The sequence below is a fragment of the Stappia sediminis genome, assembly GCF_009826895.1.
In the GTDB taxonomy this organism is placed as follows: Bacteria; Pseudomonadota; Alphaproteobacteria; order Rhizobiales; family Stappiaceae; genus Hongsoonwoonella; species Hongsoonwoonella sediminis.
In genome coordinates, this window is sequence record NZ_WUMV01000001.1 from 204,464 (window position 1) to 227,121 (window position 22,658).

Annotated in this window: 17 protein-coding genes; 10 read left to right on the plus strand and 7 right to left on the minus strand. The window is 60.3% G+C overall.

The window, feature by feature from the left end:
• Positions 1–202 precede the first annotated feature (202 nt).
• Positions 203–1,093, minus strand: a complete 891-nt coding sequence (locus GR183_RS00990) for a hydrogen peroxide-inducible genes activator (protein WP_160773723.1) — start codon at positions 1,091–1,093, stop codon at positions 203–205.
• Between the two features lie 395 nt (positions 1,094–1,488).
• Between GR183_RS00990 and GR183_RS00995 the strand changes: the two genes are divergently transcribed.
• Positions 1,489–2,595: a DUF2336 domain-containing protein gene (locus GR183_RS00995; protein WP_208999717.1), complete on the plus strand. Its 1,107-nt coding sequence runs from the start codon at positions 1,489–1,491 to the stop codon at positions 2,593–2,595.
• A 442-nt stretch (positions 2,596–3,037) separates the two neighbouring features.
• Positions 3,038–5,155, plus strand: a complete 2,118-nt coding sequence (locus GR183_RS01000; protein ID WP_160773724.1) for a mechanosensitive ion channel family protein — start codon at positions 3,038–3,040, stop codon at positions 5,153–5,155.
• Between the two features lie 16 nt (positions 5,156–5,171).
• On the opposite strand, the gene GR183_RS01005 is transcribed toward GR183_RS01000, so the two are convergent.
• Genes GR183_RS01005 through GR183_RS01015 form a run of 3 tightly spaced genes read right to left on the minus strand, consistent with a single transcriptional unit; the run spans position 5,172 to position 6,688 of the window.
• Positions 5,172–5,816, minus strand: coding sequence for a glutathione S-transferase family protein (locus GR183_RS01005; RefSeq protein ID WP_160773725.1), 645 nt, complete (start codon positions 5,814–5,816; stop codon positions 5,172–5,174).
• Positions 5,817–5,868: 52 nt separating this feature from the next.
• Positions 5,869–6,318: an SRPBCC family protein gene (locus GR183_RS01010; RefSeq protein WP_160773726.1), complete on the minus strand. Its 450-nt coding sequence runs from the start codon at positions 6,316–6,318 to the stop codon at positions 5,869–5,871.
• Entirely contained in the window at positions 6,308–6,688 is a 381-nt protein-coding gene (locus GR183_RS01015; protein ID WP_160773727.1) for an ArsR/SmtB family transcription factor, read from the minus strand. The genes GR183_RS01010 and GR183_RS01015 overlap by 11 nt, the downstream gene beginning before the upstream one ends.
• A 225-nt stretch (positions 6,689–6,913) precedes the next feature.
• Between GR183_RS01015 and GR183_RS01020 the strand changes: the two genes are divergently transcribed.
• From GR183_RS01020 to GR183_RS01040, 5 genes are all read left to right on the plus strand, one after another.
• Positions 6,914–7,924, plus strand: coding sequence for an ArsR/SmtB family transcription factor (locus tag GR183_RS01020; protein WP_160773728.1), 1,011 nt, complete (start codon positions 6,914–6,916; stop codon positions 7,922–7,924).
• On the plus strand, positions 7,925–8,839 hold the full coding sequence (metF, locus tag GR183_RS01025) for a methylenetetrahydrofolate reductase [NAD(P)H] (RefSeq protein WP_160773729.1): 915 nt from the start codon (positions 7,925–7,927) through the stop codon (positions 8,837–8,839).
• Between the two features lie 10 nt (positions 8,840–8,849).
• Positions 8,850–12,581, plus strand: a complete 3,732-nt coding sequence (gene metH, locus GR183_RS01030) for a methionine synthase (RefSeq protein ID WP_160773730.1) — start codon at positions 8,850–8,852, stop codon at positions 12,579–12,581.
• A 159-nt stretch (positions 12,582–12,740) separates the two neighbouring features.
• Entirely contained in the window at positions 12,741–13,355 is a 615-nt protein-coding gene (locus tag GR183_RS01035; RefSeq protein WP_160773731.1) for an FMN-dependent NADH-azoreductase, read from the plus strand.
• A 683-nt stretch (positions 13,356–14,038) separates the two neighbouring features.
• Positions 14,039–14,983 carry a DUF2336 domain-containing protein gene (locus GR183_RS01040; protein ID WP_160773732.1) on the plus strand — a complete coding sequence of 315 codons (945 nt, stop codon included), beginning with the start codon at positions 14,039–14,041 and terminating at the stop codon, positions 14,981–14,983.
• A 23-nt stretch (positions 14,984–15,006) separates the two neighbouring features.
• Here GR183_RS01040 and GR183_RS01045 read toward each other — a convergent pair whose 3' ends face one another.
• Positions 15,007–16,263 (minus strand): amidase, encoded by a 1,257-nt coding sequence (locus GR183_RS01045; RefSeq protein ID WP_160773733.1) that lies wholly within the window; start codon positions 16,261–16,263, stop codon positions 15,007–15,009.
• A 221-nt stretch (positions 16,264–16,484) separates the two neighbouring features.
• Here GR183_RS01045 and GR183_RS01050 point away from each other — a divergent pair, with 221 nt between their 5' ends.
• Positions 16,485–17,468, plus strand: a complete 984-nt coding sequence (locus GR183_RS01050; protein WP_160773734.1) for a zinc-dependent alcohol dehydrogenase family protein — start codon at positions 16,485–16,487, stop codon at positions 17,466–17,468.
• A gap of 9 nt (positions 17,469–17,477) precedes the next feature.
• Here GR183_RS01050 and GR183_RS01055 read toward each other — a convergent pair whose 3' ends face one another.
• A complete protein-coding gene (locus tag GR183_RS01055) occupies positions 17,478–18,104 on the minus strand; it encodes a LysE family translocator (protein ID WP_160773735.1) in 627 nt (208 codons plus the stop codon).
• A 266-nt stretch (positions 18,105–18,370) separates the two neighbouring features.
• Here GR183_RS01055 and GR183_RS01060 point away from each other — a divergent pair, with 266 nt between their 5' ends.
• Positions 18,371–18,838, plus strand: a complete 468-nt coding sequence (locus GR183_RS01060) for an NUDIX hydrolase (protein ID WP_160773736.1) — start codon at positions 18,371–18,373, stop codon at positions 18,836–18,838.
• Here the strand turns inward: GR183_RS01060 and GR183_RS01065 are convergent.
• Complete coding sequence (locus GR183_RS01065; RefSeq protein WP_160773737.1) at positions 18,777–20,270, minus strand: inorganic phosphate transporter; 1,494 nt, start codon at positions 20,268–20,270, stop codon at positions 18,777–18,779. The two genes, GR183_RS01060 and GR183_RS01065, sit on opposite strands and share 62 nt — an antisense overlap.
• Before the next feature lie 242 nt (positions 20,271–20,512).
• On the opposite strand from GR183_RS01065, the gene GR183_RS01070 reads away from it, so the two are divergent.
• Positions 20,513–22,435 (plus strand): DUF3604 domain-containing protein, encoded by a 1,923-nt coding sequence (locus GR183_RS01070; RefSeq protein WP_160773738.1) that lies wholly within the window; start codon positions 20,513–20,515, stop codon positions 22,433–22,435.
• Positions 22,436–22,658 lie beyond the last annotated feature (223 nt).

A 22,658-nucleotide genomic window follows, 5' to 3' on the forward strand; every position in this document is an offset into this window, starting at 1 on the left:
AATAGTAATATTTAATTTTGCAAGTAAATTTTTTGAGATTGCGAAAGGGAAGGGAATGAAAGTCAAAATGTCATTTTTTTGTCGCGCGAGCGAAAATCTGTTGATTTGCGTTGTGCCTCCCATTCGGGAGCTCTCAAGCGCTTCTCCTTGCATCTCTTTATCGTTTGCAGCGCCATTCCGGCCTTATTTATAAGTCCGTGACCTAAGATGCAGTGGATTGGCGGATGCTTTCGCCGAGCGCCGCGAAATCGTGCTTTCGCGGCGAAGACTTACGCCAAACCAGACCAACCGTGCGTTCCGGCTGCGGGTCCTTGAAGCGAAGCAGGGCTACCCTCTCGTCGCGCACCTCGACGGAAGCGCAGAGTTCCGGAAGCAAGGTGACGCCGTAGCCCGCGGCGACCATCTGCATGACCGTGGACAGGCTTGTGGCTCCGAAGGTCGATTCGCCTGACGGCTTGAGCCCGTGACAGTAGTTGAGCGCCTGGTCGCGCAGGCAGTGGCCTTCTTCGAGCAGAAGCAGATTCCTGGCCTCGATCGATGCGGCATCCACCCGGATGCGCTCGTCCAGCTCGGGTTCGGCATGCACCGCCAGCAGAAAACGGTCGGCAAAAAGGCTTTCGCATTCGAACTCCTTTTCATCGACGGGCAGGGCAATGAGGATAACGTCCAGTTCGCCGTGGCGAAGCTCGCTTATGAGCGTATCCGTCATGGTTTCCCGGACCCTGAGGTCAAGATCAGGGTAGTTGCGCATCAGGCTTGGCAGAATGCGTGGCAGCAGATAGGGCGCGATGGAAGGTATGATGCCGAGGCGCAGCGGCCCGCCGAGAACACGTGCGGCATGGCGCCCATAGTCTTCCAGATCCCGGATTTCGGAAAGGATGGAGGCAGCGCGCCTGGCAACCTCGCTTCCTTCGCGCGTAAGTCTGGTCGAATGGACGGAGCGCTCCACGAGCTGGATGCCGAGATCGGCTTCAAGCTCCTTTATCTGCATGGAAAGTGCGGGTTGGGAAATCGCCACGTCTTCCGCCGCCCGGCCAAAATGCATGTGGCGTGCCAGAGCATCGAAGTAGCGAAGCTGTCTGAATGTGAGCATAGACGATCAGATAATCTTATCGTTTCGCATATTCAATGGCATTGAGGTTAATGGATCGGCGTTGCCGCCCATTGGAGAGAGCTGATCGGCCTCTCGGCTGCGGCGCTTCCTCTCCCAATGTGCTGACGTGCCAAGCTTTTTGAGCTCGAATACATTGAGTAAATTTCAGCGGTTCCAGTCTCTGTCAAGCATATGTTTTGGTGCAGAGTTCGATGGGCGATATCGAGGAATTATTCCAGGATATTGCCAGTTTTACCGGTGTATCTACTTTTTATTTTCTTTTATATTTGATTTAATTAAATTTATCATCAAATGATATATGTATTTCTATTGAAATTCGCGTGTGGATATTACTGATTTATTTAAGTCGCTCGGTGTATGAATGGATTGTATCGATGTTCGATAAGGGTGACGCCATGTCGAGAGCGCTGGAAACAGAGCTGGTTAATTTTGAAGCGCTTGCGCAAAACGGCGACAAGTCGCGGGGCAATGAGCTGGCGAGACACGTCGCCATGCTTTTCTCGTTAACCTCCGAAAACTGTTCCGAAGAACAGATGGAGATTTATGATTCCGTGCTGACGCGCCTTGCCGGCATGGTCGAGGAGGAGGCTCGCTGCTTCATCGCCGAAAGGCTTTGCAAGCTTCGCCGGGCGCCTGAGTCGACGATCAAGACGCTCGCCTCGGACACCTTCAAGGTCGCGGAATCGGTCTTGCGCCATTCCACGGTGTTGCGTGATCCGGACCTAGTCGAGATCGCTCGCGGCAAGGGCGAGGATTATCAGATAGCGATCGCGACGCGGGAAGTTCTTTCGGAGATCGTTACCGACGTTCTGATCGAAGAAGGCGGTTCGACCGTAAAGCGCAAGGTTGCGGAGAATGAGGGAGCCGCCGTCTCGGAGGCCGGCCTCAACAAGCTCATGGAGGCCGCTCGCGAGGACGAAGACCTTCAGCTTGCCATCGGCTCGCGCACGGACCTTGCCGAACAGAACATCCTGGCGCTCGTGGAGATCGCCAGCGAAAGGGTGCGTGCGCGCCTGATCGAAAACGACGACACCGCGGGCGTGAGCCGGCTGCCGCAAGCGACACGGCTTGCCGCGCAACGCATGTCGAATGAATACTGGCTTGCGCGATATGACTTCGAAACGGCGACCGGCCGCGTTGGCGCACTTGCGCGCGGGGAAGGTTTGAGCGAAGCGGTTCTGCGCCGGTTTTCGGCAGAGGACCGCTTTCCGGAAGCGGTTGCCACCTTTGCGCTCATTTGCGATATCGGTCTTGAAGAAGCCAAGCACTGGCTTGTGCGCCTCGATACCGATCCCTTCCTTATCGCTGCCAAGGCGAACGGCTTTTCTCCGATGACAATTCAGGCGCTTCTGAAGATCGGCCCCTGGCGTCACCGCCTTGGCAACGAGGCACGCCGCGACGCGCTTGCCCGCTATGAAAGCATACAGGCAACCACAGCGCGGCGGATGCTCGACCAGTGGCAGGGACGCATCGCCGTTTAGGCCGGTTCGTCAATGCCGAACCTCGACCATCGCTAAGCTCTTGTTGTTCATGCCTCTTGCCAACTCGGGCCTCCCTTGCGGAGGCCCTTTTTATTGTTCGCTGCTCGTTGCGCGCTGCGAAAACGTAAGTGCTTGATCCGGGTGGAATTCCGCCGTCAAATGTAATTTACGTAACGTTATATTTGATTTGGCATGCGATGCCATTCACGGTCAGCACTGGAGGCGGGGCGTAATGAATTGGTTGTTGAAAGGTGCCTGCGCCCTGCTTGCGGCGGCGGGTATTGTATTTGTCCTGTTTCTGCTCCCTCAACCAGGACAAGCTCAATCGGCCGAGACGCCCGCAGCCGTGGCCGCTCAGCCCGCTTCCCCTTCCGTTGAAAAGGCAGCCGCTACTCAAAACGCTCCGGGCGAGGCGGTTGCCGCTGACGCCATGGAAGCAACAATGTCCAAGGCCTTCAGGGCACGTACGGCTGCCGCGAACGTCTTGATGGGCCTTGATGGCGCCTGGGACCGTTCTTACGCCAAATTGGCCGAACTCGGAGGCGGAAACGCAGACTGGCTTTGGACGGCGCTTTTCGTACTCGTCGGTGCGGTCGTGGCCGGCATCGCCGCCTTGAAGCTTTTCGAACGGTGGGCAAGCCATCGGTTTTTGCGCAACTTCGATCCGGCGCCGGGAACGCGGGCCGATCAACTCGGCTATCTTTTCACCCGCGCCATCGTGATGCTCGGTGGCGTGCTCGCCTTCGCCGCCGTCGGCATCCTTGTCGTGCTTGCCTTCGATGTAGGTCACCCCGGAATTCGCGTGACGGGTTTTCAAGGGCTTCGGGCGGTTGCAACGGTCCTTCTGCTCAGGCTCGTCTTCAAGGGCATCACTTCGCCGGACAACTCGGCATATCGCGTCGTAGGCTTGTCCGACCGGGAAGCAAGCGGGCTCTATCGAAGCCTGATTTCGGTCGCGGCCGTGGCCTACGTCGTTTTCGCGGTCTGCGTCTGGATGTTCAAGCTGGGCCTCGACGAGAATGCCCACAAGGTTCTGGTGATCGCATCCACGCTGTTCACCTGCCTTGCGCTCAGTGTAGTAGCCGTCGTCTATTCGCCGGCCATATCGCGCGTGCTCGGCAGGAACGAAGGAGATCTGCCCCTGTGGCGCCGGGCGGTCCTGCGGTTGTGGCTGCCGCTTACGGTCGTGTATTTCCTCTTTGCCTTTTTCTCTTCGACCGTCAGGACCCTTCTCGATCTGCCGGCGGCGACAGGGCTTGTCGGCGCGCCGATCATGGCGCTTCTCCTGGGGTTCGTGCTTTACGGCCTGATGGTTTATGCGATCGAAGGCTGGTTCCTGCCACGCCGCGACAGTGTGTCGGCGCAGCAGGTGATAATAGAAGATCTGGAGCGTGCCGCGACGACGGAAGGGGAAGAGATCGATCCCCATGCCCTTGCCGCGCAGGCCGAAGCGGAGGCCATGGAGCGGGAAGTCGCGCGCGCGCCCTATCGCGCCCTGCTCGACCACGCGGGCGCAATCATCGCCTTCGCCGCCGCGATTGCCTATTTGCTGTTCACCTGGGGCGTGCCGCTAACCGGCAACCGGTTCATTCTGAGCAATCTGTTCGAAGTGCTCCTCGTCGTCTTCGCCGGCTACATGGCCTACAGGTCCGTGCAGGTCGCCGTCGACCAGCGGATAAAGCTTGAAAAAGGCGAAGAGGAGCCTTCCGGTGAAGAGATGGAAATCGGCGGCAAGGGCGAAAGCCGGCTTGCGACGCTTCTGCCGATTTTCCGTAACTTCCTGCTGATCACCATCGTCGTCATCGTCGGCATGATTGCGCTATCCGAACTTGGCGTGAACATCGCACCGCTTTTCGCCGGTGCCGGTGTTGTCGGTCTTGCGGTCGGCTTCGGTGCACAGACGCTGATCCGCGATATCTTTTCAGGCGCTTTCTTCCTCATCGACGATGCCTTCCGCAAGGGCGAATACATCGATATCGGCTCGGTAAAAGGTACGGTGGAGAAAATCTCCATCCGCTCCATGCAGCTTCGCCACCACCGCGGCCCGCTCAACACGGTGCCCTTCGGCGAAATCCAGTATGTGACCAACTATTCGCGCGACTGGGCGATCATGAAGCTGGCATTCCGCGTCACCTACGACACGGACGTGGAAAAGATGCGCAAGCTCATCAAGAAGTTCGGCCAGGAATTGCTGCAGAATCCCGATTACGGGCCTAAGTTCCTGCAGCCCGTGAAATCGCAGGGTGTTACCGCGCTCGAGGACTCCGCCATGATCGTGCGCGTCAAGTTCATGACGCGCCCCGGTGATCAGTTCGAGCTTCGCAAAGTGGTATACGCCGGTATTCGCGACCTTTGCGCGCGCGAGGGCATAAAATTCGCTCACCGCGAGGTTACGGTGCGTGTCGCCCATGAAGACGAGGAAGAGGATGAGGCGAACGGCAACGGCGACGAAAAACAGTTGACCGAGGCGGAGAAGAAAGCGATCGGTGCCGCCGTGCTGCCGATTGTCGAAGAACAGGCGGCCCGGGAAAAATCTCCCGGAACCGCCGATACCCGGTAAGTGAAGCCTTGCGCGCTCAGGCGCTTGCGGCCTCTTGCGGCGGCGGGGGAAGGGTGGCCTTCGCGCTCTCGCGCGCGGCAAGTCGGTCGTGCAATGCAAGGAGATTGGGCGAAGCGTTCAACATTTCGCCGGATTCGGGCATTTGCCGCAGATAGTGCAGCATCGTGAAGAGGTTCCAGTCGGCGAAACCGGGCGCAGAGCCGGCGAAATAACCTGTGGCGGCGAGCGCTGTGTCGACTGCCTGGAACAAGGGGCGCATCTCTTCGACAGCGGTATCGATCGCTGCGCGGTCCAGCGCGCCGTTTTCGCTTTTCGGGAAAATATAGGCGAAGAGATAGCGGCGGATGAACAGTGGATCGAGAACCGTATTCGTCAGCGATATCCATTGTTCGGCCTTTGCGGCTTCCACCGGATCGGCGGGAAACAGCTTCGGACCATCGAATACGGTGTCGATATATCCGGCGATCGCCCGCGACTCCGCCAGTTCCACATCGCCATGCCGCATGACCGGGATGCGGCCTGCCGGCGAAATACGGTTGACGGGCTCGCTGTGGGGCGCGGCCGGGACAAGCGTGTAGGTCACGCCCTTTTCCAATGCGGCAATACGCACGGCCCGCACGTAAGTCGAAATCGGCAAGCCGATGATTTCCAGTTCAGCCATGGTCAAATTCCTTCAATACAGGTGAATGGGCCGCAACAACGGTGGGCGAAGTTCAGGCGAACATGCGCTCCAGCTTGTTGAACGAGGAGGTCCAGCCCTTTTGGTGGTTGTCGCGGTGCTCGGCTTCCTTGAAGACCTTCTGCACAAGCGTCATCAGCGTCTTGTTCCCCTTGGCGGCGAAGGCGACCTCGACCTCCGTCTCGTGCCCCCGCGATCCGTCGTCCTGCATCCAGGCCCAGGTGAAGACCAGGCGGTTCGGGCGGTCGATAGCCTTGTAGACGCCGCTTACGTGGTGGCGGCTTCCCTCAGGCGACAGCATTACCGTGGACCAGGCGCCTCCTTCGCGCACGTCCATCTTGAGTTCAGGGGCGGTGAAGCCTTCCGGACCCCACCACTTGGCAAGGGTTTGCGGGTTGATCCAGGCATCGAAAGCGGAATTTGGATCGGTATTGAGCGTGCGGGTAAGCGTGAGCGTGCGAGCTTCTATCGTGTCAGCGGCCATGATTATCCTCCTCGTTCTTTGATTTTCCGTTTGGCTCTTCGGCCTCGGCGGGCGGAAACAGTTTCTCCAACCGGTCGAAAGAGGTTTCCCAGAAGCGGCGGTAATGTTCGATCCAGCTTGCAAGGTCATTCATCGTGTCGTTACGCACGCGCAGAAACCGGAATTGACGGTCAACCCTGCGCTCGATGACGCCGGCTTTTTCCAGAACCGAGATGTGGCGGGATATGGCCGGCTTCGAGATGGAGAAGGGAGCCGCGATCTCACCGGCGGAAACCTCGCCTTCCTTCATCAGCCGTTCCACGATCGCAAGCCGCACCGGATCGCCGAGTGCGTCGAAAACGTCGGGCAGGGAATTTCGCGTTTCGGGCATGTGACCATCATCATTAATTAGCTGAATCGTTAAATAACAAATTAGTTAAATAAATGCAAGCCGCGGATTTCTGCCTTCGCTCGCCGCGGCTTCATGTGCGATCGGGCCCGCCGCCGTTCACAGCGTTCTTCGCGTGCCGGACGCCAAGTGGGCTCAAGCCGCTTGCAAATCAGGCTATGTACGTATAAAGATATCTTTATATCCACTTTCCTTGCTGTGGGCGCTATGACTGACGAAACCGTTCTGGGCCTCGAACAACTGCTTTCCGGTCTCAAGACCGTGGGAGAGCCGACAAGGCTCAGGCTTATCGCGCTGCTTGCCGAAAGCGAGCTGACCGTGAAGGATGCCACGGCCATTTTGGGGCAGAGCCAGCCGCGGATATCCCGGCACCTGAAGCTTTTGACCGAAGCGGGCCTCGTGCAGCGTTTTCCCGAAGGGTCCTGGGTTTTCTATCGGCTCGGCGACGGCGCGATGGGCGCCCTAGCCCGCGACCTGCTCAACAGGCTCGATGGGGAAGAGCCGATCCTGACGGCGGACCGGATGCGCCTCGATGCGATCCGCAAGGCCAAGGCGGAGGAAGCCGCGCGCTACTTCGCGGACCGGGCCAAGACCTGGGACCAGGAGCGTTCCATGCACGTACCGGAAGAGGCCGTGGAGGACGCGCTCAAGGATATGCTGGGTAAAAAGCCTTTTGACGCCATGCTCGACCTCGGGACGGGGACGGGCCGGCTTCTGGAGGTATTTCGCGATCAATACGCACGCGCGCTTGGCGTCGACGCCAGCCACGACATGCTTTCGGTTGCGCGCGCCAACCTCGCGAAGGCCGGTATCGGCGAGGCGCAGGTGCGCCATGGCGATGTCTATGCGCTCACCGTTGCACGCGAAAGCTACGACGTCGTGTGTATTCACCAGGTGCTTCACTTCCTCGACGATCCGCGTCGCGCCATCGGTGAAGCTGCGCGGGTGCTGCGGCCGGGCGGGCGGCTTTTGATCGTTGATTTCGCCCCGCACGATTTCGAATTCCTGCGCGAGGCGCATGCGCACAGGCGCCTTGGTTTCACCCATGAACAGATGGCGCGCTGGCTGGAAGAGGCCGGTCTCGACGTGGTCGAGGTCCGTGACCTGACCGCGGAGGATCACAACGAGGGAATGCTGACGGTTTCCGTCTGGCTCGCCCGCGATCCGCGCATCATCACCGATTTGCCACAGAAAAATACGACCCGGGAGGTCGCATAAATGACGCTTAGCCATTCGATCCGCCGCTTTCAGCTCGGCGAGAAGAGCGACATATCCGTTTCCTTCGAGTTTTTTCCGCCGAAGAACGACAAGATGGAAGCTTCGCTCTGGTCGGCGATCGAGCGCCTTGAACCGCTCGCCCCGAATTTCGTTTCCGTGACCTACGGCGCGGGCGGCTCTACTCGCGAGCGCACCCACCGCACGGTTGCGCGCCTTGTCAACGAGACGGGCCTTCACCCGGCCGCGCATCTGACGTGCGTGGGCGCGTCGCGCGGGGAGATCGATGCGGTCGTGCGCGACTACCGAGATCTTGGCGTGAAGCATATCGTGGCGCTGCGCGGTGACCCGCTGGAGGGCATCGGCGCGATCTACAAGCCGCGCGAGGACGGTTACGCATATGCGTGCGATCTCGTGGAAGGGATCCGCAGGATCGGCGATTTCGAGATTTCCGTCGCCGCATATCCGGAGCGCCACCCCGAAAGCCCGGACTGGAGCTTCGAGATCGACAATCTCAAGCGCAAGGTGGATGCGGGCGCAACGCGCGTCATCACCCAGTACTTCTTCGACAACGACCAGTTCGAGGAATTCCTGAACCGGGTGCGCGCCGCCGGCATAAACGTGCCGGTCGTGCCGGGCATTCTGCCGATCACCAATTTCGAACAGACGGTGGTTTTCTCCGCCAAATGCGGGACCTCGATACCGGACTGGCTGACGCGCCGCTTCAAGGGTCTGGAAACGGATCCCGAGACCCGCAAGCTCGTCTCATCCGCCGTCGTCGGCGAGCAGGTGCTTGATCTCGTCGACCGCGGCGTCAACGAATTCCATTTCTACACGATGAACCGGGCGGAGCTGACGTTCGCGATCTGCCACATGCTCGGCGTGCGTCCCGTCGCACCTGAAAAACAAGCTGCCTGAAGAGAAGAAAATGGTTGATAGATCACCGGTATTCGACCGCCTCGAGGAGGCGGCCGCAAAACGCATTCTCGTTCTCGATGGCGCCATGGGCACGATGATCCAGGATTTGCGCCTGGACGAGGACGGCTTTCGCGGCGAGCGTTTCAAGGATTGGGAATTGCCGCTCAAGGGCAATAACGATCTTCTGAACCTCACGAAAGGAGATGCGATCCGGGATATCCACCTTGCCTACCTCGAGGCCGGTGCCGATATCGCAGAAACGAACACATTCTCCTCCACGACGATCGCCCAGGCCGACTACGCCTGCGAGGCATTCGCCTATGAACTCAACCGCGAGGGCGCGCGGCTGGCACGGGAAGCCTGCGACATCATGGAAGAGCGCGATCCCTCGCGCCCGCGGTTCGTGGCGGGCGCGCTTGGGCCGACGAACCGCACGGCCTCCATCTCGCCGGATGTGAACAATCCCGGTTTCCGGGCCGTTACCTTCGACGATCTGCGTAAGGCCTATGCCGAGGCCGCGCGCGGCCTTATCGACGGCGGTGCCGATATCCTGCTTGTCGAGACGATCTTCGACACGCTGAACGCCAAGGCAGCTCTCTTTGCCATTGACGAGGTGTTCGAGGAAAAGGGCGTGAAGCTGCCGGTCATGATTTCCGGCACGATCACCGATCTTTCCGGGCGCACGCTTTCCGGCCAGACGCCGGAGGCGTTCTGGGCGTCCGTCTCGCACGCCAGGCCGTTTTCGGTCGGCCTTAACTGCGCGCTGGGCGCAAAGGAAATGCGCTCCCATATCGATGAACTGTCGCGCGTTGCCGGCACGAATATCTGTGCCTATCCGAATGCGGGGCTGCCCAACGAGTTCGGCGAATACGACGAAAGCCCCGAAGCGACGGCGGGGTTCCTCGGAGAATTCGCCAAAAGCGGCCTCGTCAATGTCGTTGGCGGCTGTTGCGGCACGACGCCGGACCATATTCGCGCCATTGCCGAAGCGGTGAAGCCACATGCGCCGCGCAAGATCCCCGAAATCGAGCGGCATATGCGCCTGTCCGGCCTTGAGCCTTTCGTGGTGACGCCGGAAACGAATTTCGTGAATGTCGGCGAGCGCACAAACGTTACGGGCTCGGCCCGCTTCCGCAAGCTCATCAAGACCGACGACTATACGGCCGCGCTTGAGGTCGCCCGCCAGCAGGTGGAGAACGGCGCGCAGATCATCGACGTCAATATGGACGAGGGCCTGCTCGATTCCGAACAGGCCATGGTCACCTTCCTGAACCTCGTTGCCGCGGAGCCCGATATCGCGCGCGTTCCGATCATGGTCGACAGTTCCAAGTGGAGCGTGATCGAAGCCGGCCTCAAGTGCATTCAGGGCAAGGGCGTGGTCAATTCGATCTCGCTCAAGGAAGGCGAGGAGCAGTTTCTGGAGCACGCACGGCTCGTGCGCCGGTATGGTGCGGCGGTCGTCGTCATGGCCTTCGACGAGAAGGGCCAGGCCGATACGCTGGAGCGCAAGATCGAGATCGTCGAACGCTCCTACGATATTCTGGTCAACACGGTCGGTATTCCGCCGGAAGACATCATCTTCGATCCGAATATCTTTGCGGTCGCGACCGGCATCGCGGACCACGACAATTACGGCGTCGATTTCATCGAGGCCACGCGATATATCCGCCAGAACCTGCCTCATGCGCATATTTCCGGTGGCGTCTCGAACCTGTCGTTTTCCTTCCGGGGCAACGAGGGCGTTCGCGAGGCAATGCATTCCGTCTTCCTCTATCACGCCATTCGCGCGGGAATGGACATGGGCATCGTCAACGCCGGCCAGCTCGCGATCTACGACGACCTCGATGCCGAGCTTCGCGAACTTTGCGAGGATGTCGTCCTGAACCGCCGTGAGGATGCGACCGACCGGCTGCTGGAGGCGGCCGAACGCTACCGGGAAGGTGGCGGCGAAAAGAAGACCGCCGATCTCACGTGGCGTACGTGGGAGGTCGAGAAGCGGCTCGAGCATGCTCTCGTCAACGGCATCACCGACTATATCGACGAGGATACCGAAGAAGCCCGCCAGCGCGCCGACAAGCCTCTGGAGGTGATCGAGGGGCCGCTGATGGCCGGCATGAACGTGGTTGGCGATCTCTTCGGATCGGGAAAGATGTTCCTGCCGCAAGTGGTGAAGTCCGCCCGCGTCATGAAAAAGGCCGTGGCCTACCTGCTTCCCTATATGGAGGAGGAGAAGAGGAAAAGCGGCCAGTCCGGGAGGTCTTCCGCCGGCAAGGTCCTGCTTGCCACTGTGAAGGGCGACGTGCACGACATCGGCAAGAATATCGTCGGCGTCGTTCTCCAGTGCAACAACTTTGAGGTAATCGACCTCGGCGTGATGGTCCCGTCCGCCAAGATCCTGGAGACTGCGAAAAGGGAAGAGGTCGATATCATCGGCCTTTCCGGCCTCATTACGCCATCGCTCGATGAAATGTGCCACGTCGCCGCCGAAATGGAGCGTGAAGGCTTCGACATGCCGCTCCTGATCGGCGGCGCGACGACGAGCAGCATCCACACCGCGGTCAAGATCCACCCGAATTACGACCGCGGGCAGGCGATCTACGTCACCGACGCAAGCCGCGCGGTAGGCGTTGCATCGAAGCTGATGAGCAAGACGCAGCGCCAGCCGTACTTTAGCGAAGTGCGGGATGAATACGCCAGGATCGCCGATAACCACGCCCGCTCGCGCGGCGCCTCTCGGCGCCTGAGCCTTGAAAAGGCGCGTGAAAACCGCTTCACGACCTCTTTCGAGGCCTATCAGCCCGTCAGGCCCTCGTTCCTCGGGACGAAGGTCGTCGACGATATTTCGCTTGAGGAGCTTGTCGAGACGATCGACTGGACGCCGTTCTTTTCGACCTGGGAAATCAAGGGCAGCTATCCGGGCGTTCTGACCGACAATCGATATGGTCCGGCGGCCAGGGCGCTATTTGACGACGCACGACGGATGCTGGACGAGATCGTGAAGGACAAGCTGCTGCGGCCGAAGGGCGTCGTCGGCTTCTGGCCGGCAACCGGGCGCGGCGACGATATCGTCGTCTTCAAGAATGAAGAGCGTCAGGAAATTGCCGCGACTTTCTATACATTGCGCCAGCAGATGGCACGCTCGTCGAGCAAGCGCGCCAACCTTGCGCTCGCAGACTTCGTTGCGCCGGATTACCTCGGCATTGCGGATTATATCGGCGGATTTGCCGTTACGTCCGGCCACGGCGAGGCGGAGATTGCCGCGCACTACGAGAAGGCGGGCGACGACTACGGCAAGATCCTGAGCCAGGCGCTTGCCGATCGGCTGGCGGAGGCCTTTGCAGAAAAGCTTCACCAGCGCGTGCGCAAGGAGCTTTGGGGCTATGCGCCGGATGAGGCGCTGTCGAACGAGGAACTGATAGGCGAAGCCTATCAGGGTATCCGCCCCGCGCCGGGTTACCCCGCCCAGCCGGACCATACGGAAAAGGAGACGCTTTTCCGAATGCTCGACGCGGAAGCCGCGACCGGCATAAAGCTCACGGAAAGTTATGCCATGTGGCCGGGTTCCTCGGTGTCCGGGCTCTATTTCGCACATCCCGACAGCCACTATTTCGGCGTCGGCAAGATCGAGCGCGATCAGGTGGAAGACTACGCAAGGCGCAAGGGTTGGGAACTCGACATTGCCGAACGCTGGCTTGCGCCGATCCTCAACTACGATCCGCGCAGGCTTGAGGCGGCAGAATAGCAACTACCAGTCCGCTGCGGCGCCGGACTGCTCTCCGGTGCCGCGGCGGTGAATGCATTGTTCATGAAATCGAGCCTAATCATTCTTTCAGGCCTGATTATCTTTTCCTGCAGTTGAACAAATGCGAGGTGCGCCGCACCCCGATGCAGGAGAGATACGATGGAAAAGCCCCTCAAGATTCTGCAGGTTGAATCCTCCGCCCGGAAAACCGATTCCGTGACACGCAGACTTTCACAGGACCTGATCGGCAGGCTTGCCGCCAATCGTCCGGTGAACGTCGTCAGGCGCGACGTATCCCCGGGCCTGCCGGTGATTGACGAAGCCTGGGTGGCCGCGAATTTCACCGATCCGGCGGAGCGAAACGGCGAACAGAAGGCCAGGCTTGCCCTGTCCGATGAACTGGTGGCCGAGTTGAAGGAAGCGGATATCCTCGTGATCGGCGCCCCGGTCTATAATTTCGGGATCCCGGCCTCTCTCAAAGCCTGGGTCGACCTTATCGCCCGCGCGCGGGAGACCTTCAGATACACGCAAAGCGGCCCAGAAGGCCTGCTCAAAGGAAAGAAGGCCTATGTGGTTCTCGCTTCGGGCGGAACGGAGGTCGGCTCGCAGATCGACTTCGCAAGTGGTTATCTGCGCCATATCCTCGGTTTTGTGGGGATCGACGACGTCGAGATGATCGCCGCGGACCGACTGATGGCCTCGGCGGATACCGCGATCGCAATGGCTGAGGCGGCGCTCGACGACATGGAAGAGCGCTTCAAGGCCGCAGCCTGATGTTGCAAGTGTTGACTGGAAAGCATGGCCGGGAAAAAACGGGCCGGGAAACGTAGCAAAATATTTCGCCGGTGGAATCTTGGATGAATTCCATCGGCGAATTGGCGCGATCAGTTCCCGGCTGTTGCCGGAAACCGCAATTTGCGACGGTTGTCCCGCCTGTTTTTAGACAACTCCGAGAACGATGCCTGTGACGAATAAAAACGCGATCAGGAACACGATAAGGTTCAGATTGCGGACGTTGGTCATTCTATGGCCTCCCGCTCTTCAGGCGTTTGTGAGTGTATGTGAGGTGCCGATCCGCGAAAAGGTAAAAAAGTTGTTGCAGCGCCGAAGACCACCGCAGTGAAAAAACAACGTTGCGTCAATCTTGCGTAGCTATCGTAACGATATCAGTGTGTAAGAGATTTTGGAGAAATATGTATGATTAAATCGGACCGGCTCCGGTTGCCGCTCCCGTGAAGGTCGATACCTCGGCCAAGGCGAGAATCTCCGGTCATTAACTACCGGGCAATACCTCTTCGCGACAATTCCGGGAAGAAAACAACTTGTGGTGAGGGTCCAGGATGGATCTGGCGCAACTGAATGACCTTGCACGCGATAGCTCCGAAGACGGGCGCGATGCTTTGGTTTCTGCATTGACCGATCTGTTCCTCGCGTCCGGAGGCGAAGAATCGGAACGCGTGAGCGAACTGTATGGCGACATCGTCTGCCAGGTGTTCGACCAATTGCAGACCGATGCGAGGCAGTCGCTCGCCGATCGGGTATCCGATCATCCGGAAGCCCCGCGCGACCTCATGCGCCGGCTTGCCCATGACGTCATCGACGTTGCGCGTCCCGTGCTGCAACGCGCCGTCGTTCTTTCTTCCGACGATCTCGTCGATGTCGCGCGACAGCGCTCGCAGGAGCATCTGTCCGAGATTGCGAAGCGCGATGGTATCGATGCCGAAGTTTCCAAGGCGGTGGCCAAGCGGGGCCAACTTGAGGTTCTGCTGACGATCCTGAAAAACGCCGGCGCAAGCATTGACGATGAAGGGTTCAGGCACATCGCCAACCGTGCCCGCCAGGTGCCGAAACTGCAGGAAGCCCTGGTGGAGCGAACGGACCTGACGCGGGCGGCTGCCGATGCGCTGGTTCCTTTCCTGACGCGCGAACTGGAGAACCGCGTACGTGAACGCGGCAATAACGAGACCGTCCTGAAAGCCCTTGAAGAGCGCCCGCGCCACAAGGTCAATGTCCATTTGCACGACCTTGGCGACAAACCCTCAAAGGTGCAGCTTCTCATCGAGAGTGTGGTGGCCGGTAAAACGAAGATCGACGAGGCGGTCGAGATTTTCACCACCCGCGACCGGCCGATCGATCTCGGCAACATGATCTCCAAGGTCGTGGGAGTGCCCGAGAATTCGGTGCTCAGGATTATCTTCAGGGAGGAAGACGCGCCTCTCGTCATCCTCTGCCGCGCCGCCGGCGTGTCGGACAAGGCGTATGAGAAAATCATCGCGATGCGCGCGAAACGCCTGAAGATGACGTCTTCCGCCATTTCCGACGCGTTGCAGCGCTATCGGTCGATGACGAGCGAACTGGCGGCCCGCTCGCTGGAAACGATAAGGCCGAAACTCGCTTCCTGAAGGGTGAAGGAGCGCACTGGCCGTCAACCTTGTTTCCGCAGCAAGCCTTCCAGCCAAAGGGCGGCAAGCAGCGTCTTTCGGTCTTCGCCGTAAGGCCCGACGATCTGGACGCCTAGCGGCAAGTGGTTCGCCGACATCAGGCCGGGCACGTTGACGCAGGGAACGCCCATCAACGTCCACAGCCTGTTGAAGATGGAGGAGCCCGTGGAGCCGAGGCCAGAAGGTGCTGCACCGGGTGCGGACGGTGTCAGGATGACATCGAATTCCTTGAAAAGACCGGCGAGGTTCTGCCGCGCCTTCCGGGCGGTATCCTGAGCAATGTCATAATTATCAGGCGGAATTTCGCGGCCCGCCGCCAGCGTTTCCCGCAGCACCTGACTTAGTGAAACGTTATGGCGGTCGAATTCGAAGCCGAGAGCGAGTGCCGCCTCGTAGTCCTGGATCACCTGATGGGCGGCGAATGCGTCTGAAAAGATGCCCGGAAGCTCGACTGTGCTGACCTTCGCTCCCGCCTTTTCGGCAAGCCGTGCCGCGGTTTCGACCGCCTGGCGCATTTCGCCGCTCGCCTCCTTCCAAAGGTGACTATGGACGACGGCGATATGCGGTGCGGCGGGAGAGGCGCCGTCAACCCGCCAGTTCCGGCCGGAAAGCGCTGCCGCGCCGAACGCAGCGTCTTCAACGCCCTTGCCGAAGACGCCGATGGTGTCGAGGCTCCAGGAAAAGATCTTCAATCCTTCGCGCGGCAAGCGGCCGAAGGTTGGCTTGAAGCCCGCGATTCCGCAGAAACTGGCGGGTCTGACGACCGAACCACCGGTTTGTGTGCCGAGGCTCAAGGGAAAGAACCCGGCGGCAATTCCCGCCGCCGAACCGGAGGAAGAGCCGCCGGGAGTGTGAAGCGGGTTCCAGGGGTTCCGCGTCGGTCCCGGTTCGAAAAAAGCGAATTCGGTCGTCACCGTCTTGCCGATTATCCCCGCGCCGAGACGCCGCGCGAGCGCGACGACGGCGGCGTCGGCAGCGGGCGTGCGACCCTCGTAGATCTGCGAGCCATAGGCCGTCGGCATGTCGGCGGTGTCGAGATTGTCTTTGACGGCAAGCGGCAGCCCCATAAGCGGACCGTGACCGTTTTCAGCCGCTTTCCGTGCCTGATCCAGCGCCTGATGGGTGAAGGCGGAGATCGTTTCCTCACGCTCGGCAATCGCCGCCGCGCAAGTTTCGAAAACCGCTCTGACGGACGTTGTGCCGGCTTCGATTTCCCGGGCGAGTTTGACGGCTGAGAGCATGTTATCCTCCGGCTGAAGCGCCAAGATTGACCAGGAATTGCAGGAACGCAAGCGCGCAGGATGCGGCGTCGAAAAAGGTGCAATTGATGGAAAATCGGAGGATTTGGAGGGTAATCAGGGTGACTTTCGTTGCCTTGCCGCGCAATTGCGATTGATGGGCATCAAGGCGCGGGTAACGATTGGGAGCGAGGATAACCCGGCTCGAACGAAGGGGGATAACGATGCGAGCGATGGTCCTGGAGCGGGCAGGGCAGCCACTCAAGATGACGCAACGGGAAATGCCGTCACCCGGACCGGGTCAGCTGCTGATCGAAATTTCGGCCTGCGGCGTGTGCCGGACGGACCTTCACGTGGTTGACGGCGAGCTGCCGGATCCGAAACTGCCGATCGTGCCCGGTCACGAAATCGTCGGCCGGATTATCGAACCCGGAAGCGGCGTTGCCGGGTTTTCGAAAGGCGAGCGCGTCGGCGTTCCATGGCTCGGCCACACATGCGGAACTTGCGCCTATTGCCGGCGGCATCAGGAAAACCTGTGCGACCGGCCGGGCTTCACCGGCTATACGATCGATGGTGGCTACGCGAGCCACTGCGTGGCCGATGCCGACTATACCTTCAAGCTGCCCGAGGGCTTTTCGGATTCGCAAGCTGCGCCCTTGCTCTGCGCCGGGCTGATCGGCCACCGCTCGCTGAAAATGGCAGGCGACGCCGTGAAACTCGGCATCTACGGTTTTGGCGCCGCGGCCCACATCGTGGCGCAAGTCGCGAAGTATGAAGGCCGCGAGGTCTATGCCTTCACGAGGCCGGGTGACCGTCAGGCCCAGGATTTCGCAAGATCGCTGGGTGCTGTCTGGGCCGGCGGCTCGGACGAAAATGCACCGGAGGAACTGGACGCAGCGATCATCTTCGCTCCCGTTGGCGCACTGGTGCCGCTGGCGCTGAAAGCGGTGCGAAAGGGTGCCACGGTGGTGTGCGGCGGCATCCACATGTCGGATATTCCGGGCTTTCCTTATGCGGACCTGTGGGGCGAGCGGGTGATCCGCTCTGTCGCGAACCTGACGCGGAACGATGCGATCGAGTTCCTCGACATCGCGCTGAAGGCGGGCGTGACGACCCATGTCACCGAATACCCTCTGGAACAGGCGAACGAAGCGCTTGCGGACCTGCGAGAAGGACGCCTGAGCGGGGCCGCAGTGCTGATCACCTGAAAAATTCCCTCAGCCCGCCGCGCGGCGGAGCGTCGCCGTCATGATACCGGCGGCGACGAGGACGCTGCCGCCAAGCCGGTTCATTGTCCTGAGTGTGGAAGGCTTGCGCACCCGCTCGCGCACGGAAGAGGCCAGATGGGCGTAAAGCGCGGCATTGACCATGCCGAGAACGACGAAGGTGGTGCCGAGAATGAAGAACTGCGGCACGACCGGGCTTTCCGGTACGATGAAATGCGGCAGGAAGGCCACGAAGAACGCAATCCCCTTGGGGTTGAGCGCGGTGACGGCGAAGGTGTGAAGGAAGACCTTGCGGCTACTAGCCGTCTTCGTCTCAACCGTTTCAAGCGCATGGGGCTTTGCCCGCCACATCTGAACGCCGAGATAAATGATATAAAGCGCGCCGACCCACTTCAGGACCGTGAAAAGCGTGGCGGAGGCGGCAAGCACGGCGCCAAGGCCCATGAGGGACGCTCCGGCGGCGACAGCATCACCCACGCCGACGCCGGCAACGCTTGCCGCCGCCGACTTGCGCCCCTGCGCCAGCGCGTAGCTGACGACGAGCATCACCGTCGGCCCCGGAACGGCAAGCAGGATGATGGTGGCGACGATATAGGCGGAAAAAATCTCAAGCGTCATGGGACAATGGCCTTGTGGCGAAGATGTATTTCGCAAGCAAACGACCGCTACCTCTTATCATCCCGTATGCTTTGCACAAAGGCCTGTGCGTTCACGAAGTGGAGCGAGGTTTGTGAATGCAAAGGTCTGTTATCTCTCCATCGCTCCGCTATCCCTTGCCGGCAATGGGGTGGCGTCCGGCGCTGGATTGAGCAAAGTTGGGACAAACAGCGACTCGCGCACCGTAAACCGGTTGGCATGCGGGCGAAACTGCGGAGAGGCGGCATATGCATCGGGTCGGGATCATTCCCTTCGACACGCGCGACCAGTTGATCGCGGTTCTTTTCGTCACCTCGCAGACGCGGGGACGGTGGATTCTGCCCAAGGGCCTGCTGAAGCCCGGCGAAAGCCACATCGAGGCGTGCCACCGGGAAGGCTTCGAGGAGGCGGGCGTGCAGGGTTCCGTGCTGGAGGATTTTCCGATCACCGTGCCTGTTACCAAACAGGCGCAGTCGGGGAAGGTGACGGTGCCCGTCACCTATTACCCGTTTCTGGTGAGCGAACAGGCCGAAAACTGGCCGGAGAAGGACAGGCGCCAGCGCCACTGGGCGTTGCTTCAGGATGCCGAGCGCGTGGCGTATCGCGAAGACTATCTGGAAGTCATCAAGCGGTTCGAGGCGCTGAAACCCTGGATCACAGAAGCCGCAGCAGCCAGTAAAGCACCGCTGCCAGAAGAGCCGACGCCGGGACGGTGATGAACCAGGCGGCTGCGATCGACAGGGCAAACCGCCGCCGGACAAGCCGCCTGACAGAGCGGAAGCTTATGCTGTTGAACGCATCTTCCGCGGTCTCGTTCAGCTTGTGACCCGGCCGCAGGGTGCGCTTGTTCGGATTTTCCAGGAACTCGCGCAGGAAACCGACGCCGAAGACGGCGCCGACGGCAATATGCGTCGAACTGACGGGAAGGCCGAACGACGTTGCGATCAGCACCGTTATCGCCGCTGACAGAGCCACGGAAAAGGCCCTCGGCGAATTGAGCCGGGTGATCTTCTGGCCGACGACGCGGATCAGCTTCGGCCCGAAAAGGCCGAGCCCGAAGGATATGCCGACCGCGCCGACGACCATGACCCAAAGCGGGATGGAAACCACGCTCGCGATGCCAGACTGGTCCTGAACGGTGGAGACGATGGCGGCAAGCGGGCCGACCGCATTGGCGACATCGTTCGCCCCATGAGCGAAAGACAGAAGTGCCGCACCCGCGATCAAGGGCGCATCGAACAGGCCGTAAATGTCCTTCTTGCGGTTCTGCAGCCGAGTGGTGCGCGCTGCGACGACCGGACGGGAGGCGAGATAGGCGATCAGGAAGGCGGCGCCGGAATAGATGACGATTTCGACCAGGGACGGCCCCCAGATCTTCTTCAGGCCCTTCATGGCCATATAGGCGGTGAAGGCGCTGGCCATCACCGCGATCAGGACCGGCACCCAGAACCTTGCCGCTTCCAGCCTGTCTTCGACGTTGAGGATGCGCTTCTTGATGAAAAACAGGATGGCGGCGGCGCATGCCGCGCCGAAAACCGGCGAGATGACCCAGCTTGCCGCGATCTGGGACATGGTGACCCAGTTGATCAGCCCGAAGCCCGACGCCGCGATGCCGCCGCCAAGCACGCCGCCGACAATGGAATGCGTGGTCGAGACCGGCGCGCTAAGCATGGTGGCGAGATTGATCCACAGCGCTGCGGCGAAAAGCGCGCTCAGCATAAGATCGCGGAACTGCGAGACGTCGATGCTCGTGCCCGGCGAAATGATGCCCTTGGACACCGTCTTGACGACATCGCCGCCCGCAAGGATCGCACCCGCACTTTCGCACACGGCAGCGATCAATACGGCGGCCAGCACGGTCAGAACCTTGCCGCCGACCGCCGGCCCCATGTTGTTGGCGACATCGTTCGCGCCGATGTTCAAGGCCATGTAGCCGCCGACGACGGCGGCGACCGCCACGATCAGCCATTCCTGGCCGAAACTGTCTTGCGACCAGGCGACGAAGATGGCGATCAGCAGCAGGAAAATGCCCGATAGCGCGATGGGAACCAGGGAGCGAAGAACGCTGGGGAACTGCGACTGGCCGACGCCGTAGCGCTTGAGATCGCTTACGTAGCGGTTGGCGGGGTTTTTCTGCTGACTGCTCACGGCATCTTACGTTTAATGGTTCTTAGTCACCTCATCCCATATCGATGTCGCGATGTAAATCCGCAGTCTGTTTGACGGTGCGAGGATGTGAGTTGTTTCAGTGCAGATGCAAAATCATCGCAAGGCACATAGGGGAAACACGGAATTGATAGCTATCTCCCGAGCAGGTTTAATGATGACGTAAAGGAAATAATAGATTTTTTCCGGGGGCAGGATAACCAAGTCGATTGGAGGACTGTCGCATGCGCCGTTTATTTGTCGGAGCCGCACTCGCCACCTTGTTGACGGCACCAGCCGCGGCCCAGTTCATCCCTTCGGAGTCATCGCTATCGGGCATGTACCCGGGCAAGGCCTATTCACCCTATGCCGAGCGCGACTTTCCCGACCGGGTTTTTTTTGGCGACACCCATTTGCACACCGGGCTTTCGGTTGATGCCGGGCTGTTCGGTGCGCGCCTTGGTCTTGACGATGCCTACCGTTTCGCCAAGGGAGAGCAGGTGATCTCCAACACCGGGCAGCCGGTGAAGCTTTCCCGCCCGCTCGACTGGTTGGTGATCGCCGATCATTCCGACGCCATGGGCTTTTTCAACGACCTGTCGAAGGGCGCCCCCAATATTCTCGCCTTCGAGGAAGGAAAGCGCTGGTACGAAGGCTTGCAGGCGGGCGGCGAGGCTTCCGCCAATGCGGCGCTGGACCTGATCACGACTTTCGCGCAAGGCAAGATTCCCCCTGACCTTCTGGCGGATTATTCGCCCGGCGCGAAGAACTACGCTAGCGTCTGGGAAAAGGTCGTGAATGCGGCAGAGGCCCACAACGACCCGGGCAACTTTTCGACGATCATCGGCTTCGAGTGGACATCGCTCGTCAGCGGCAACAACCTGCACCGCAACGTCCTGTTCCGCGACGGGGCGGAAAAGGCCGGCCAGGTGGTGCCCTATACGACGCAGCCGCCTGTCGGCTCGACCGACCCGCTCGACCTTTACAAGTGGCTTGAGAACTACGAGGCGAAGACGGGCGGCACCGTGCTGGCGCTTGCCCACAACGGCAACCTTTCCAACGGGCTGATGTTTCCCGTCGACGCGCAATATACGGGCCGTGCGCTCGACGCCGAATACGTTGAAAAGCGCGCACGCTGGGAAAAGATGTACGAAACGACGCAGATCAAGGGCGACGGCGAGGCCCACCCGCTGCTTTCCCCGGATGACGCTTTCGCGAACTATGAGACCTGGGACGTCGGCAACCTGGACCTGACCCAGGCGAAGACGCCGGAAATGCTGCAATACGAATATACCCGCGAGGCGCTGAAGAACGGGCTGAAGCTGGAAGCGCGGCTCGGCACCAACCCGTATAAATTCGGCATTGTCGGCTCCACCGACAGCCACACCGCACTTTCCACCGCCGAGGAGGACAATTTCTTCGGGAAGGCGGCCAACGCCGAGCCGAAACCGGAGCGCATGCTCCACCCCTTCACAAAGACGGACATCGGCGCCTTCGAAGGCTACCAGCTCGTTTCCTCCGGCTATGCGGCCGTCTGGGCGGTGGAGAACACGCGCACGGCGATTTTCGACGCCATGGCGCGCAAGGAAGTCTACGCGACGACCGGCCCGCGCATGATCGTGCGCTTCTTCGGCGGATGGGACTTCACGGACGATGACCTCAAAAGCCGTCAGCCGGCCTTCCGTGGATATGGCAAGGGCGTGCCCATGGGGGGCGACCTGAGGCCGCGATCCGGCGATGGCGCGCCGACCTTCATGGTCTATGCGCTGCGCGATCCGATCGGCGCCAACCTCGACCGCATCCAGATCATCAAGGGCTGGCTGGACGGCGAAGGCAACACGCACGAAAAGGTCTATGACGTCGCGTGGTCGCCGGGACGCGAACCGGATGCCAATGGCGTGCTTCCCGATGTCGGCAACACGGTGGACGTCGCGGCGGCGAACTGGACCAACACCATCGGCGCATCGGAGCTTGCGACTGTGTGGACCGACCCGGACTTCGATCCCGCGCAACCGGCCTTCTACTATGCCCGCGTTCTGGAGATCCCGACACCGCGATGGGTGGTCTATGACGCATTCCGCTTTGGTGTCGAAATTCCCGAGGCGGCCGAAACCAGCGCTCAGGAACGCGCCTACACATCGCCGATCTGGTACGGGCCTGAAGGTTAGGTCCTGGGCCTGTAAGCAGGCTTGAAACGGCATGCGTGGGTTTGCTCGGTTTCCGAAGAGTTGTTCGCGAAGGCGATGCCGTTTTCTTGGGAAATCTTCCAGTAGAAAATGGACGGATGTGATCGCGAACCCACACTCTGGCAAACAATCGGGGTGAGCTGCGCTAATATACTAATGTTGGGTTGTAAATTGCTTCGAACGATGAATTAATTTGCCCTCAAGT

Coding starts and splice junctions, on each gene's coding strand:
- GR183_RS00990 (WP_160773723.1), bottom strand. CDS start 1,093: ATGCTCACATTCAGACAGCTTCGCTACTTCGATGCTCTGGCACGCCAC.
- GR183_RS00995 (WP_208999717.1), top strand. CDS start 1,489: ATGTTCGATAAGGGTGACGCCATGTCGAGAGCGCTGGAAACAGAGCTG.
- GR183_RS01000 (WP_160773724.1), top strand. CDS start 3,038: ATGTCCAAGGCCTTCAGGGCACGTACGGCTGCCGCGAACGTCTTGATG.
- GR183_RS01005 (WP_160773725.1), bottom strand. CDS start 5,816: ATGGCTGAACTGGAAATCATCGGCTTGCCGATTTCGACTTACGTGCGG.
- GR183_RS01010 (WP_160773726.1), bottom strand. CDS start 6,318: ATGGCCGCTGACACGATAGAAGCTCGCACGCTCACGCTTACCCGCACG.
- GR183_RS01015 (WP_160773727.1), bottom strand. CDS start 6,688: ATGCCCGAAACGCGAAATTCCCTGCCCGACGTTTTCGACGCACTCGGC.
- GR183_RS01020 (WP_160773728.1), top strand. CDS start 6,914: ATGACTGACGAAACCGTTCTGGGCCTCGAACAACTGCTTTCCGGTCTC.
- metF (WP_160773729.1), top strand. CDS start 7,925: ATGACGCTTAGCCATTCGATCCGCCGCTTTCAGCTCGGCGAGAAGAGC.
- metH (WP_160773730.1), top strand. CDS start 8,850: ATGGTTGATAGATCACCGGTATTCGACCGCCTCGAGGAGGCGGCCGCA.
- GR183_RS01035 (WP_160773731.1), top strand. CDS start 12,741: ATGGAAAAGCCCCTCAAGATTCTGCAGGTTGAATCCTCCGCCCGGAAA.
- GR183_RS01045 (WP_160773733.1), bottom strand. CDS start 16,263: ATGCTCTCAGCCGTCAAACTCGCCCGGGAAATCGAAGCCGGCACAACG.
- GR183_RS01050 (WP_160773734.1), top strand. CDS start 16,485: ATGCGAGCGATGGTCCTGGAGCGGGCAGGGCAGCCACTCAAGATGACG.
- GR183_RS01055 (WP_160773735.1), bottom strand. CDS start 18,104: ATGACGCTTGAGATTTTTTCCGCCTATATCGTCGCCACCATCATCCTG.
- GR183_RS01060 (WP_160773736.1), top strand. CDS start 18,371: ATGCATCGGGTCGGGATCATTCCCTTCGACACGCGCGACCAGTTGATC.
- GR183_RS01070 (WP_160773738.1), top strand. CDS start 20,513: ATGCGCCGTTTATTTGTCGGAGCCGCACTCGCCACCTTGTTGACGGCA.